Source organism: Streptomyces sp. NPDC052042 (assembly GCF_044548345.1).
Lineage (GTDB): Bacteria > Actinomycetota > Actinomycetes > Streptomycetales > Streptomycetaceae > Streptomyces.
Genome location: NZ_JBIUBU010000014.1, coordinates 78,344 through 92,381 on the forward strand (window position 1 = coordinate 78,344; position 14,038 = coordinate 92,381).

The following is a 14,038-nucleotide window of genomic DNA, read 5'->3' on the forward strand; positions in this document are numbered from 1 at the left end:
CACTGACAACCGGTTCACGCCCCCTCAGGAGACGGGCCGGGAGTCCGTCCACACGGACTCGAACTCCTCCCGGTATGTCTCGAACAGCCCGTGCTCGCTGTCCTGCCCGGACCGGACCACCGTGCGCCCGCCGCCGCGCAGCACCAGCACGGGCGACTCCATGCCGCGTGCGCGCCGCAGGTACGACTGGACGACCCCGACCGCGTCGGTGCCGTCGCCGTCCACCAGGTAGGCCGTGAAACGCGGTGTCTCGTCGAAGACATGGATCTCGAACGCGCCCGGGTCGCGGAGTTTGGAACGGACCCGGCGCATGTGGAGGATGTTCATCTCCACCGACCGGCTGAGTTCGCCCTTCTTGAGCCCGAGCTCCCGCTCCCGCCGTTTGACTGCGCTGCTCGCCGGGTTGATGAACAGCAGGCGGATCCGGCAGCCGGATTCGGCCAGCCGGACCAGTCTGCGTCCGGAGAAGTTCTGCACCAGAAGATTGAGTCCGATGCCGATCGCGTCGAGCCGGCGCGAGCCGCCGAACAGGTCCTCGGCGGGCAGCTGGCGCTGGAGCCGCACCCGGTCGGGGTGGATCGAGACCACGTCCGCGTACCGGTCGCCGACCAGTTCCTCGACGGCGTCGACCGGGAGCCGGTCGGCCGACGGAACCGAGGCGCCGCCGCCCAGGATCTCCAGGAGCCGGGCGGAGGCGCGTTCGGCCTGGGCGAGGACCGCCTCGTTCAGCGCGCGGTTGCGGGAGACCACATTGCGGGCGACCTCCAGCTCGTCGAGCGCCAGCTCCACCTCGCGGCGGTCGTCGAAATAGGGCTCGAAGCAGGGCCAGTGCTGCACCAGCAACTCACGCAACTGGGGCAGCGTGAGGAAGCTGAGCACGTTGTCGTCGGCCGGATCGAGCAGATAGCCCTTGCGCCGGGAGACCTCGCGCACCGCGACGGCCCGCTGCACCCACTCCTGCCCGGCGGGGCCCGCGGCGGCCACCACCCACTCCTCGCCGTGGACCGGTTCGTAGATGGGCCGGAGCACCGCGGCGACCACGGCCCTCAGCCGCTGCTCCACGAGATTCAGCCAGATGTAGGCGCGGCCGGCCCGCTGGGCCCGGGTGCGCACCTCGCTCCAGGCGTCCGTCCCCCAGTCCAGTTCCGCGCCGATCTCCACGGGCCGGACCAGCGAGACCGCCCCTGGTGGGGCATCGGTGTATTCCCCCTCGTGACCCGTGTCACCCGGGGGCAGCTCGAATCCTTCCGAGCTCACCCGCGCACCGCCTTCCACTCCCCCACCAACGATCAAGGAAGGGTACTCCGCGAGTGGGATCCGGTGCAGCCGGATGCACAGGCTGCTTTCATCAACTCCCCGTTTCCACCGGCGCGTTCCCGGGGGCGGGATCTTCCGTAGTGAGCGGATTCATAGCGATTGAACCCCCGCCCGAGGCTTCGTTCCGGGCCCGGAGCGGCTTCGGAGCACCGGACTCCGGTCCCAGGGGCGACACGGAGCGGACCGATGTTGACCGGACCGCGCGACGTCCTAGGAAGCCGCCGCCCTTTCAGGGAAGATTCAAGGAAGATACCGGATATTCAAGAGAGAACATACCTAAACGGTCCATAAGTACCAGGCACCCGGATCAGAAGTGGAAGAGTCGAAGCTATGCAGGTCTGGCCGGGACAGGCGTATCCCCTCGGAGCCACGTACGACGGCGCCGGGACCAACTTCGCGGTCTTCTCGGAGGCCGCCCACCGAATCGAGTTGTGCCTGCTGCACGACGACGGTTCCGAGACGGCGGTGGAGCTCCGGGAGACCGACGCCTTCGTCCGCCATGCCTATCTGCCGGGAGTGATGCCCGGTCAGCGGTACGGCTTCCGGGTGCACGGTCCGTACGAACCCGAGCACGGCGTCCGCTGCAATTCGGCGAAGCTGCTGCTCGACCCGTACGCCAGGGCCGTGGCCGGGCAGATCCGCTGGGGCGAGGCGGTGTACGGCTACCCGTTCGGCCGGCCCGACGCGCGCAACGACCTCGACTCGGCGCCGCACACCATGACCTCGGTCGTGGTGAACCCGTACTTCGACTGGGGCGACGACCGCAGGCCCCGTACCGACTACCACCGCACGGTGATCTACGAGGCCCATGTGAAGGGCCTGACGATGCTCCACCCGGGGCTCCCGAAGGAACTGCGCGGGACGTACGCGGGCCTGGCCCACCCGGAGGTGATCGCCCATCTGACCGAACTGGGTGTCACCGCAATCGAGCTGATGCCCGTTCACCAGTTCGTCCAGGACCATCGGCTGGCGGACGCGGGGCTGGCCAATTACTGGGGCTACAACACGATCGGGTTCTTCGCCCCCCACAACGCGTACGCGTCCTGGGGCGACCGCGGCGAGCAGGTGCTGGAGTTCAAGCAGGCGGTGAGGGCGCTGCACCAGGCGGGCATCGAGGTGATCCTCGACGTGGTCTACAACCACACCGCGGAGGGCAACCACCTGGGCCCCACGCTCTCCTTCCGGGGGTTGGACAATGCCTCGTACTACCGGCTCGCCGACGACCAGCGGTACTACATGGACACCACGGGGACGGGGAACTCCCTGCTGATGCGGTCGCCGCACGTGCTCCAGCTGATCATGGACTCGCTGCGGTACTGGGTCACGGAGATGCACGTGGACGGCTTCCGCTTCGATCTGGCCGCCACGCTGGCCCGGCAGTTCCATGAGGTGGACCGGCTGTCGTCGTTCTTCGATCTGGTGCAGCAGGACCCGGTGGTCAGCCAGGTGAAGCTGATCGCCGAGCCGTGGGACGTGGGCGAGGGCGGCTACCAGGTGGGGAACTTCCCGCCGCTGTGGACCGAGTGGAACGGCAAGTACCGGGACACCGTGCGGGACCTGTGGCGGGGCGAGCCCAGGACGCTCGCCGAATTCGCCGGGCGCCTGACGGGCTCGTCCGATCTGTACCAGGACGACGGGCGGCGACCGCTCGCCTCGATCAACTTCGTCACCTGCCACGACGGGTTCACACTGCACGATCTGGTCTCGTACAACGACAAGCACAACGAGGCGAACGGCGAGGGCAACCGGGACGGCGAGAACTACAACCGCTCCTGGAACTGCGGTGTGGAGGGCGAGACGGAGGAACCGGGGGTCCTGGAGCTGCGGACGCGGCAGATGCGGAACTTCATCGCCACGCTGATGCTGTCCCAGGGCGTGCCGATGCTGAGCCACGGCGACGAGTTCGGGCGCACCCAGCGCGGCAACAACAACGCGTACTGCCAGGACAACGAGGTGTCGTGGGTGCACTGGCCGGACCCGGCCGACGCCGCGCGGAGCGGCCCGCAGGGGGGCGAGGAGGACGGCGGGGCCGTGGAGGGGAGTGCGGACGGGAGCGCCGAGGGCGGACCGGGCAGCAGCCTGCTGGAGTTCACCCGGGCGATGGTCTGGCTCCGCCGCGACCATCCGGTCTTCCGGCGTCGCCGGTTCTTCCACGGACGCGCGGTCGAGGGCACGCACGACGAGCTGTCGGACATCGCGTGGTTCACGCCCGGGGGCCGGGAGATGACCCAGCGGGACTGGCAGGCGGCGCACACGAAGGCGCTGACGGTCTTTCTCAACGGCCACGCGATCTCGGAACCGGGGCCGCGCGGCGAACGCATCTCCGACGACTCGTTCCTGCTGATGTTCAACGCGAGCGCGGAGACGCTGGAGTTCCGCGTGCCGGTGGACCACGGCCGGCAGTGGGTGGTGGTCGTCGACACGGCCGATTCGGCGGGGGTCCTGCTGGGCGGCGGGCCGAAGGTGTCGGCGGGCGAACGGGTGACACTGGTCGGACGGAGCATGGCGGTGCTCCAGCGCCCGGCGTAGGCATCCCGCCCGGCCGCCGCGCGCACCGAGTGGCGCGGGGGCCGCGTCCGCCCGGCACGGGCCCGGGACGCCCGGCGCACCCGCCGGGCGCCGCGGAGGGTGCGGGTTTCGACCGTACGCGGACGGCGCGGGCGCGCAGTGCCGGCGCACGACGCACGCGGGCCGCGCGGGCGCCCGGTACGCTCACGCCCGGCGCGCCGTGGACGGGCCGCGACACCGCCGGTCGGGCCCATTACGGCGTTCCCTGACACGCGGGCGCGCGGGCCGGGTACGTAACGGCGCATGACGCCCACCGCCACCTACCGGCTCCAGCTCCAGCCCGACTTCCCGTTCTCGGCCGCCGAGGACGCCGTGCCGTACCTCGCGGCGCTCGGCGTCTCGCATCTGCATCTCTCCCCGGTGCTGGAGGCCGTGCCGGGTTCCCGGCACGGCTACGACGTGGTCGACCACGGGCGGGTGCGCGCCGAACTCGGCGGCGAGGAGGGGTTGCGGAAGCTGGCCCGTACGGCCCGGGAGCGCGGTCTCGGCCTGGTCGTGGACATCGTGCCGAACCACATGGCGGCCGTCCCGCGCCTCAACCGCCCGCTGTGGGAGGTACTGCGCGAGGGCGCCGGGTCGCCGTACGCGCGCTGGTTCGACATCGACTGGGAGGCCGGCGGCGGCAAGGTGCTGCTGCCGGTGCTCGGCGGGCGGATCGGCGGCGAACTGGATGCCTTCCGGGTCGACGGGGAGGTGCTGCGCCACGGCGAACAGGAGTTCCCGCTCCGGGCGGGCACCGCGCGTCTGCCGCTGCCCGAGCTGCTGGACGCCCAGCACTACCGGCTCTGCTGGTGGCGGCTGGCCCGTACCGAACTGAACTACCGCCGGTTCTTCACCATCTCCGGCCTCATCGGGGTGCGGGTGGAGAACCCGGAGGTCTTCGACGCCACCCACGGCAAGATCCTCGAACTGGTCCGGGACGGGGTGATCGACGGGCTGCGCGTCGACCACCCCGACGGACTCGCCGATCCGGGGGCCTATCTGGATCGGCTCTCTACCGCGACCGGTGGGCGGTGGACGGTCGTGGAGAAGATCCTCACCGGGAACGAGCAGCTGCCCGGTGACTGGCCCGTCGCGGGCACGACCGGATACGACGCGCTGCACCGGATCGACGGCCTCTTCGTCGACCCGATGGGAGCCGCGGAGCTGATCGGGCGCTACCGGGAGTACGCGGGGCCGGCGACGGACCTCGGCGGATCGTGGAAGGCGACCGTCCGGCGCTCCGCGTACCAGGTGGTGACGCATGAGCTGGCCACCGAGACCACGCTGCTGACCCGGCTCGCCGCGCGGGTCTGCGCCGAGGATCCGGCGCTGCGCGACCACGCGCCGTGGGCCCTGCACGACGCCATCCGCGAGCTGCTGGTCCGCATGCCGGTCTACCGCCCGTACGCGACGGCGGGCGCTCCCTGCCAGGAGTCGCCCCCGGAGACGGTCTGCGGAACTCCTCCGGAGACGGCCCCCGCGCCGGTTTTCGGAGCGACGCCGGAGACGGCCCCCGCCGCGGTCCCGGAAACGCTGCCGGACACGGTGGTGCGCGACGCGAAGGCGGCGTTCGCCGTGGCGGAAGAGGCGTCGGCGGTGGACGTGGTGCGGGATCTGGCGCTGGGGCGGCTGGGCAAAGGGCCCGACCGGGCCGCGTTCTGCGCCCGGTTCGCGCAGACCGCGTCGGCGTTGCGCGCCAAGTCGGTCGAGGACACGGCTTTCTACCGGTACGTCCCGCTGATCTCGGCGAACGAGGTGGGCGGCGATCCGGGGCGGCCGGCCGTGACGCCCGAGGAGTTCCACGCGTTCTGCGCCCGGCTGACCCGCGATCGTCCCGCCACGGGCACGGCGCTGACCACGCACGACACCAAGCGGAGCGCCGATGTGCGGGCCCGGATCGCGGTGCTGACGGAGTGCCCGGAACAGTGGTCCTGGCTGCTGGTGGAGCTGGCGCGGATCACTCCGGCCACCGCTCCCGACGCACAGTTCGCCTGGCAGGCGTGGCAGACGGCCGTCGGGTGCGCGCGGCTGCCGGCCGGGGAGATGGCGGGCCGGCTGGAACCGGCGCTGCTGAAGGCGGTGCGCGAGGCGGAGCTGTCCACGAGCTGGACCGAGCGCGATCCTGGGTACGAGCGGGCGGTGACGGACTTCGTGGCGGCGGGACCGGCCGCGGACGGCGGGCCGGTGCGCGAGGCGCTGGACCGGTTCACGGCCACGCTCGACCCGTATGTGCGGGCCAATGTGCTCGGCGCGGCACTGGTACAGCTGACGATGCCGGGGGTGCCGGACCTGTACCAGGGCACGGAGCGGGAGTACGTGGCGCTGGTCGACCCGGACAACCGGCGGCCCTTCCGCCTCCCGCCCGAGGGCGGCCCCTGCGGTGAGAAGAGGGATCTCACCTCTGCGGTGCTGCGGCTGCGGCGCGAGCGGCCCGAGGTGTTCGGTCAGGCCGACTCGTACGCCCCGTTGAGCGCGCGCGGTCCGGCCGCAGCGCACTGCCTGGCGTTCTGTCGCTCGGGCGAGGTGGTCACGGCGGTGACCAGGCTGTCGCTGCGGCTGGCGGAGTCGGGCGGCTGGCACGGTACGGAGCTGGTGCTGCCGGACGAAGGGCCGTGGACCGATCTGCTGGCGCCCGGCCGGAAGTTCGCCGGGGCCTCGGTCGACGTGGCCGAGTTGTTCGCGGAACGGCCGGTGGCGCTGCTGGGCCGGGCCGGTCGGAGCGCGGGGGGATCCACGGACCACGGGTGACGTGGCCCGGCCGGAGCGGGCGGCCCCGGCCGGCCGAGGAGCTGCCGTGGAGGGCATGTCTCGTCCGGGAGGGGCGCCCGCCGCGGCCGGACCAGCCATCGGCCGCTTCGGGGAGCTGGACCGGGCCGCCCCGCTCCGTCCACCGAAGCCGTCACCGGGACCGTGCCGGTGGGCCACGGCCGGTGGGTACCCGCGGACGCCCGCGGGGTTCGCTCCGCCGACGCGTGCCGCCACCGTGCGGGCCGCCGGACTCCGCCGTCGTCGGGTCAGGCGGGAGGGTCGGGGACGGGCGCGGTGAGCCGGAAGCTCATTCCGCCGAAGCTCACCTGGTCCCCCTCGCGGACCGGGACCGTGCCGACGACCCGCTGACCGTTGACGCAGGTGCCGTTGGTCGAGCCGAGGTCGCGGAGCAGCCAGCGGCCGTCCCGCGCGATGAGTTCGGCGTGGAGCCGGGAGACGGATTCGTGGTTGAGCCGCAGTCCGTTGCCCGGATCGCGGCCTATCAGCAGCGGGTACGGGCTGGGGACGGGAAGCAGGAGCTGCGGCAGCCGCTCGGTCCGCCAGACCCGGCGCACCCGGCCGGGGAAGCCGGACACCCCGCCCACGGCCCTGAGCAGCCGCCGCGACCAGCGCCCTTCACCCGCCTCCAAGTCGGCGGTGAGGACGGACAGTTCCTCCGGACTCCGGGCGACGAGGGCCAGTTCCATGCGGCGCAGAAAGGTGTCGTGCGACAGCTTGCCCTGTGCGGCGCCGTCTCTGAGTACGCCGATCACACGGTCGCGCTGGGCGTCCGACGGCCGCGCGGGATACGTGTGGGACTCGAAGGAGGACGTCACGGAGCCAATTGTCGGCCGGACCGCCCCGGAGTGTCCAGAAGAGCCCCGGCCCGCACCGAGGCACACCCTCCGTCCGGACCGCGTCCCCGCCGCGAAATCCGGGAGCGCGCCGGGGAAGCGGTTGCTACTCTCTCCCGCCGCGTGCCGCCCGTGATCCCCGAGCGGCCTTCCACACCCGTCGAGGAGACCCCGTGCCCCCCGCGTCACAGGAGCTGACCGTCCGCCCGCTCACCGGCCCGCACGAACTCGGGCTCTTCCTCCGCCTGTCCTACCTCCTCGACCACGAACTCGCCGAGGACCTGGAGAGCGGGCGCCGCCGCCCGGAATGGATGTGGGTGGCGCTGCGCGGCGACCGTGTGGTGGCCCGGATCGCCTGGTGGAGCCGGGACGGGGACACCCCCCTGCTCCTCGACGTCTTCGACCTGGACGACACCCTGCCCGGGCCCGAACGCGAGGAAGCCGGCCTGCGGCTGCTGGAGACGGCGACCGCGGCGGTCGTACCGGCCGGGGCGCCGCGCCCCGAGTACGGTCGCTACGTACCGCCGGACTGGCGCGAGGACCCGGCCGCCCGCGAGAGCGTCGAGGCGCGGATCCGGGTGATGGAGCGCTCCGGGGCGCGGATGCTGGTGGAACGGCTGCGCCTGGAGTGGCGCGCCGGTACGCCGGTGCCTCCGGACGGCGGACGGCTCCGGTTCCGCCCGGTGGAGGGGCGGGAGGATCTGCTCGCGCTGATGACGCCGGTGATGGAGGGAACGCTGGACGCCCACGGCCGGGCCGATCTGGCGTCCGGGCTCAGCGCCCGCGAGGCGGCGGAGAAGCACTACGACGAGGAACTGGGCGGGTACACCTCACCGCGCGAGTGGTGGCGTGCCGCCGAACTCCCGGGCGGTGAACCGGTCGGGTTCGTGATCCCGGCGCGCAACGCCTACAACCCGATCATCGCCTACATCGGCGTCCTGCCCGCCCGGCGCGGCCACGGGTACGTGGACGACATCCTCGCCGAGGGGACCAGGGTGCTGGCCGCACAGGGCGGGGTGGACCGGATCCGGGCCTCGACCGACCTGGGCAACGCCCCGATGGCCGCGTCCTTCGCACGCCTCGGATATGTGGACTTCGGCCGGTCCTTCGACATGGTCTGGGACTGACCGGCGCGTTCCGCCAGCCAGAGGAGGCGACGATCCCCGCCGAACAGCGCCTCCGTCCAGCGCGTCGTTGAAGTCGCCGCCGCAGGCGGTGTACGGGCGGGTGCCGTAGGTGGCCCGGTGGTGGGCCCGGACCGGGCTGCCGGGAAAGCGGAGGGCGTGTTTCGTACCACTCGGCGTACGCCGTCCAGGCGAGCGGGGCACGGCGACCCGCCTCCGGGAGTTCGTCCGCGGGGACGTACGGCGGGGCCCAGCCCGGCATGGAAGCCGGCGTCCAGTGCACGAAGACCCCCGGTCGGGCCCGGGACCACCGAGAAGCAACCATGGCGCGAAGTATCGATCGCGCACGGGGCCCTTCGTAAGGTCCGGGCCGTGGTCGAGGACCGGTGCACGACCGGGGCCGCCGTCCGCGAGTGGACAGCTCGGCGTTCGGGCGTCTCCGGCCGCAGTCCGGCGTGTACGGGTCAGGCGTTCCCGGCCGCGGGGTGCCTGTTCTTCTGGGCATGGATCAGGTCGCGGTACCAGGCGTAGGAGTCCTTGGGGGTGCGGCGCAGTGTCTCGTAGTCGATGTGCACGAGGCCGAAGCGCTTGCTCGCCCCCTCGATCCACTCGACGTTGTCGGTGAGCGACCAGGTGAAGTAGCCGCGGACGTCGACGCCCGCGTCGATCGCCGTGCGCAGGGCCTTCAGATGCCCTTCGAGGTAGGCGATCCGGCGGGTGTCGCGGGCGGGCTCGTCGACGGCGCAGCCGTTCTCGGTGATGTAGAGCGGCGGGAGGCGGTCGCCGAAGCGGGCGCGGAGCTGGACGAGGGTTTCGCGCAGCCCGTCGGGGACGACGGGCCAGCCGAAGTCGGTCTTCTCGTATCCCTCTATCTCCCGGATGCCGAAGGGGAGTTCGTCGGGCATCTCGAAGCCGGAGAAGGAGTCGAGGGCCTGCCCGTCGGGGGCGCCGACGAGGGTGGGGTTGTAGTAGTTGACGCCGTACCAGTCGAGCGGGGCACAGATGGTCGTCAGGTCGTCCGCGACCGGGCCGGGCATCAGCGCCGCGAAGTTCTGGTCGGGGTAGCGGCCGGTGAGGATGGGATCGGCGAAGAGCCAGTTGCTGATCGTGTCGTACAGCTCCGCCCCGAAGCGGTCCTCGTCGCGGTCGCCCGCGGTCCAGACGGGGGTGTGCGAGACGGCGACGCCGATGTTGTCGGCGCCCGCCCCGCGCAGTGCCCGCACGGCCAGTCCGTGGGCGAGGAGTTGGTGGTGGGCGGCGGGCAGGGCGTCGAAGAGGAGGGTGTGACCGGGTGCGTGCTGGCCGAGGGCGTAGCCGAGCAGGGTCACCTCGGCCGGTTCGTTGATGGTGATCCACATCGGTACGCGGTCGGCGAGGCGTTCGGCGACGATGCCCGCGTACTCCGCGAAGCGGTAGGCCGTGTCCCGGTTGAGCCAGCCGCCCGCCCGGTCCAGGGGCAGCGGCGTGTCCCAGTGGTAGAGGGTGGGGGCCGGGGTGATGCCGTGGGCGCACAGCTCGTCGACGAGCCGGTCATAGAAGTCGAGTCCCTGCGGGTTGACGGCGCCGCTGCCGCCGGGGACCACGCGCGGCCAGCTGATGGAGAACCGGAAGGCGTCGGCGCCGAGCCCGGCCAGGAGGGCGACGTCCTCGCGGTAGTGCTGGTGGAAGCCCGTGGCGCGGGTGGTGTCGGTGCCGTCCTTGATGCGTCCGGGCTGCGCGGCGAAGGCGTCCCAGCCGGAGGGCCCCTTGCCGTCGGTGTCGGTCGCGCCTTCGGTCTGGAACGCGGAGGCGGAGGCCCCCCAGAGGAAGCCGGGCGGGAACGCGGGCACGGCCGCGGCGGTCTCGGACACGGCGGCCTCGGCCGGCTCGGAACCGGCCGGTGCGGGACCGGCCGTGGGTCTTGTCGTCGTGGATCCGGCCGTCTTGGAAGCGTCCGACGCGGGCTTCTCCGCCACCGGCGCGTTCGCGCCGGGCCCGGGGGCGTCCGGCCCCGGCGTGCTCGGCATCGACGCGTTCGGCATCGACGCGTTCGACCGCGGCACATTCATCTCGGCCTCCACAGCCGTAAGAGGGAGTGCGTTTTGATGCGTATTGAGCGAAAGCAGGTAGGGCAATGATCAGAGCCAGACCTTAATCGCCAGTAACGGGCTCGATCCAGTGTCGTGAGTCGGCCGTCGCGGCTGCTGCCGACGATGGGGCACGGGGGATCGAGAAGACGAGGAGCGTTGCATGCTGTTCGAGGTGTGGGCACCGGATGCGAACTCGGCCGCATTGTGGCTGGCAGGTGCGAGGCGGGCCATGGCGCGCGACGGCGAGCGGGCCGGCTGGTGGACGGTGGAGGCGGAGGCATCGGACGGGGACCGGTACGGATTCGTCCTGGACGCGGACGGGGGCGAGGGCGGGGGCAAGGGCGGGCGCAGGCGCGCGGACGGGACGGACGGGGGGCGCGTACTGCCCGATCCACGTTCACGCCGTCAGCCGGACGGACCGGACGGCGCGAGCGCCGTCGTCGACCACTCGGCGTACGCCTGGCGCAACGCATGGCCGGGGCGGGGGCTGCCCGGCGCCGTCCTGTACGAGCTGCACATCGGCACCTTCACACCGGAGGGCACTTTCGACGCCGCCGCGGCCCGGCTGGGCCATCTCACCGCGCTGGGCGTCACCCATGTGTCGCTGATGCCGGTGTGCCCCTTCCCCGGCACCCGCGGCTGGGGATACGACGGGGTGGCACCCTGGGCCGTGCACGAACCCTACGGCGGCCCGGTGGGTCTGAAGCGGTTCGTCGACACCGCGCACGGCCTCGGCCTCGCGGTGATCCTGGACGTCGTGCACAACCATCTCGGCCCGTCGGGCAACCACCTCCCGGCCTTCGGCCCGTACTTCACCGACACCCACCACACTCCGTGGGGCTCGGCGGTCAACCTCGACGCGCCCGGCTCGGACGAGGTCCGGGCGTATCTACTGGGCAGCGCGCTCGCCTGGCTGCGGGACTACCGTTGCGACGGGCTTCGGCTGGACGCGGTGCACGCCCTGGCCGACTCCCGGGCGCTGACCTTCCTGGAGGAGCTGTCCGCGGCGACCGACGCGCTCTCGGCCGAACAGGGCCGTCCACTCGCGCTGATCGCCGAGTCCGATCGCTGCGACCCCCGGACGATCACACCGCGCGAGGCAGGCGGCATCGGATTGCACGCCCAGTGGAACGACGACTTCCACCACTCCCTGCACACCGCGCTGACCGGAGAGTCCCAGGGCTACTACGCGGACTTCGCCGCCGCCCCGCTGGCCGCCGTCGCCAAAACGGTGACCAGCGGGTTCTTCCACAACGGTACGTACTCCGCCTTCCGCGGCCGCACCCACGGGCGACCGGTCGACATCGCCCGCACCCCGGCACACCGCTTCGTCGGCTACGCCCAGACCCACGACCAGATCGGCAACCGGGCGCGGGGGGACCGGCTCGCGGCCACCCTCTCCCCCGGCCTGCTGGCCTGTGCCGCCGCCCTCGTGCTGACCGGGCCCTTCACCCCGATGCTGTTCATGGGCGAGGAATGGGGCGCCCGCACCCCCTGGCAATACTTCACCGATCACACGGATCCGGCGCTCGCCGAGGCGGTCCGCACCGGCCGGCGGCGCGAGTTCGCGACGCACGGCTGGGCCGCGGACGAGGTACCGGACCCGCAGGACCCGGCCACCCGTGACCGCTCCTGTCTGGACTGGAGCGAGCCGGAGCGGGAGCCGCACGCCCGCCTGCTCGCCTGGTACCGGCGGCTGATCGCGCTGCGCCGCACATTGCCCGACCTCTCCGACCCGGACCTGGCGTCGGTGCGCACGGCCTTCGACGAACACGCGCGCTGGCTCGCCTACCGGCGGGGCGATCTGCGGATCGCGGTCAACCTGGACGGAAGGCCGGCCGAGATCCCGCTGGGCGGCGGGCGGCGCGGCGGTGGCGGCGGTCGGGTGGTGGCCGCGTGGGAGCCCGTCGAGGCACCGGGCGGCGGTGGGCTGCTGCACCTGCCGCCGGAGTCGTGCGTACTGCTGGCCGACGACTGAGGCCGGGCCGAACTCCGGCGGATTCGTCCGACTCCCCCGCATCGACGCGCACTTCCGTGTGTCCCGTGTGAATCGCACCACCGCGAACCGGCTCCTGTCGGGAACGGCGGGCAGGGACCGCACGCGGTCGCTGGGCGGGTACCGGTGGCCATGGGCACGCACCGGTGGTCATGGGGCGTGCCCCGCGCCGGGCGCACGCTTCGGCGACCGTGTGCGCGCCCGCTCGCCGCCGCCCGGCTACTCGACGATCGCCAGTTCGCGCGACGTGGCGTTGAGGCGTCGCCCGCCGTCCTCGGTCACGGTCACGATGTCCTCGATCCGGACGCCGAACCTGCCCGGCAGGTAGATGCCCGGCTCCACGGAGAAGCACATCCCGGGCACCAGCGGCAGCTCCTCGCCCTCGATCATGTACGGCGGCTCGTGGGTGGTAACGCCGATGCCGTGGCCGGTGCGGTGGATGAAGCGCTCGCCGTAGCCGGCCTCGGCGATGACAGCACGGGCCGCCCGGTCGACCTCCTGGCAGGCGATCCCCGGCCGGACGGCGGCGCAGCCCGCCTCCTGCGCCTGCCGCACGATGTCGTGGACCCGCCGCTCCTCGGCGGTGGGTTCGCCGACATGGACGGTGCGGGAGGTGTCGGAGCCGTAGCCGTGCTTGAGTCCGCCGAAGTCGAGCACCACCATGTCGCCCGGCTCGATGGTGCGATCGCCCGCCTCGTGGTGCGGGTTGGCGCCGTTCGGGCCGGAACCGACGACGGTGAAGTCGACCTGGGAGTGCCCGAACCGCTTGAGCAGATCGGCGAGTTCGGCGGCGATGTCGGTTTCTGCGCGCCCCGAGAACCGCACCTTGAGGATCTCCTCGTACACGGCGTCGGCGGCGGCTCCGGCAGCCGCGAGCCGCTCCAGTTCGCGGGCGTCCTTGACCGCGCGGAGCATCGGCAGGGCCTCGGTGAGGGAGACGTACGACGTGTCCGGGAGGGCGCCCTGGAGCCCCAGCAGATGCATGGCCCAGGTGTTGTCGCTGATCCCGTACTTCCCCCGGTCCCGAAGGAGCGGGGCGGCGACGGCGTACGGGTCCTTGCCGTCGGTCCAGTCCCGCAGGGTCAGGGCCGGCCCGCCCACGGCCTCCGCCGCGTCCGGGGCCTCCAGCGTCGGGACGACGAGGACGGGATCCTGACCGGGCGTGAGGACGAGGAGGGTGAGGCGTTCGGTGTTCACGGGCTGGTAGCCGGTGAGGTGGACGAGGTCGGGGCCGGGGGCGACCAGTACCCCCGCGAGCCCCGCCCCGGCGGCGGCGTCGGCCGCGCGCGCCATCCGGGCCCGGTAGTCGTCGGCGGTGAACGGTACGGGTCGGCTCGGACCGGACATAAGGGCCTCCTGACGAGCGGGAAGGTCACGACG

At 72.4% G+C, this 14,038-nt stretch carries 8 protein-coding genes and 1 pseudogene; 4 read left to right on the forward strand and 5 right to left on the reverse strand.

Annotated elements, in window-relative coordinates; translation table 11 throughout:
• Window positions 1-24 precede the first annotated feature (24 nt).
• Window positions 25-1,257, reverse strand: coding sequence for an SAV2148 family HEPN domain-containing protein (locus tag ACIHCL_RS22750; RefSeq protein ID WP_399864304.1), 1,233 nt, complete (start codon window positions 1,255-1,257; stop codon window positions 25-27).
• A 390-nt stretch (window positions 1,258-1,647) separates the two neighbouring features.
• Here ACIHCL_RS22750 and glgX point away from each other — a divergent pair, with 390 nt between their 5' ends.
• Together glgX and treY are read left to right on the forward strand one after the other, a co-directional pair.
• Window positions 1,648-3,846 carry a glycogen debranching protein GlgX gene (gene glgX / locus ACIHCL_RS22755; RefSeq protein WP_399864305.1) on the forward strand — a complete coding sequence of 733 codons (2,199 nt, stop codon included), beginning with the start codon at window positions 1,648-1,650 and terminating at the stop codon, window positions 3,844-3,846.
• A 282-nt stretch (window positions 3,847-4,128) separates the two neighbouring features.
• Window positions 4,129-6,615 carry a malto-oligosyltrehalose synthase gene (gene treY, locus ACIHCL_RS22760; RefSeq protein ID WP_399864307.1) on the forward strand — a complete coding sequence of 829 codons (2,487 nt, stop codon included), beginning with the start codon at window positions 4,129-4,131 and terminating at the stop codon, window positions 6,613-6,615.
• 266 nt (window positions 6,616-6,881) lie between these two features.
• Here treY and ACIHCL_RS22765 read toward each other — a convergent pair whose 3' ends face one another.
• Window positions 6,882-7,451: a DUF1707 and FHA domain-containing protein gene (locus ACIHCL_RS22765; protein ID WP_399864308.1), complete on the reverse strand. Its 570-nt coding sequence runs from the start codon at window positions 7,449-7,451 to the stop codon at window positions 6,882-6,884.
• A gap of 191 nt (window positions 7,452-7,642) precedes the next feature.
• Here ACIHCL_RS22765 and ACIHCL_RS22770 point away from each other — a divergent pair, with 191 nt between their 5' ends.
• Window positions 7,643-8,596, forward strand: a complete 954-nt coding sequence (locus tag ACIHCL_RS22770; protein WP_399864310.1) for a GNAT family N-acetyltransferase — start codon at window positions 7,643-7,645, stop codon at window positions 8,594-8,596.
• A 51-nt stretch (window positions 8,597-8,647) separates the two neighbouring features.
• Here the strand turns inward: ACIHCL_RS22770 and ACIHCL_RS22775 are convergent.
• A pseudogene (locus ACIHCL_RS22775) lies at window positions 8,648-8,918 on the reverse strand (alpha-L-fucosidase); the annotation flags it as partial.
• Window positions 8,919-9,057: 139 nt separating this feature from the next.
• Window positions 9,058-10,641, reverse strand: coding sequence for a GH1 family beta-glucosidase (locus tag ACIHCL_RS22780; protein ID WP_399864312.1), 1,584 nt, complete (start codon window positions 10,639-10,641; stop codon window positions 9,058-9,060).
• A gap of 181 nt (window positions 10,642-10,822) precedes the next feature.
• Between ACIHCL_RS22780 and treZ the strand changes: the two genes are divergently transcribed.
• A complete protein-coding gene (gene treZ, locus ACIHCL_RS22785) occupies window positions 10,823-12,640 on the forward strand; it encodes a malto-oligosyltrehalose trehalohydrolase (RefSeq protein WP_399864313.1) in 1,818 nt (605 codons plus the stop codon).
• Between the two features lie 237 nt (window positions 12,641-12,877).
• Here the strand turns inward: treZ and ACIHCL_RS22790 are convergent, their stop codons facing one another.
• Entirely contained in the window at window positions 12,878-14,005 is a 1,128-nt protein-coding gene (locus ACIHCL_RS22790; protein ID WP_399864314.1) for a M24 family metallopeptidase, read from the reverse strand.
• Window positions 14,006-14,038 lie beyond the last annotated feature (33 nt).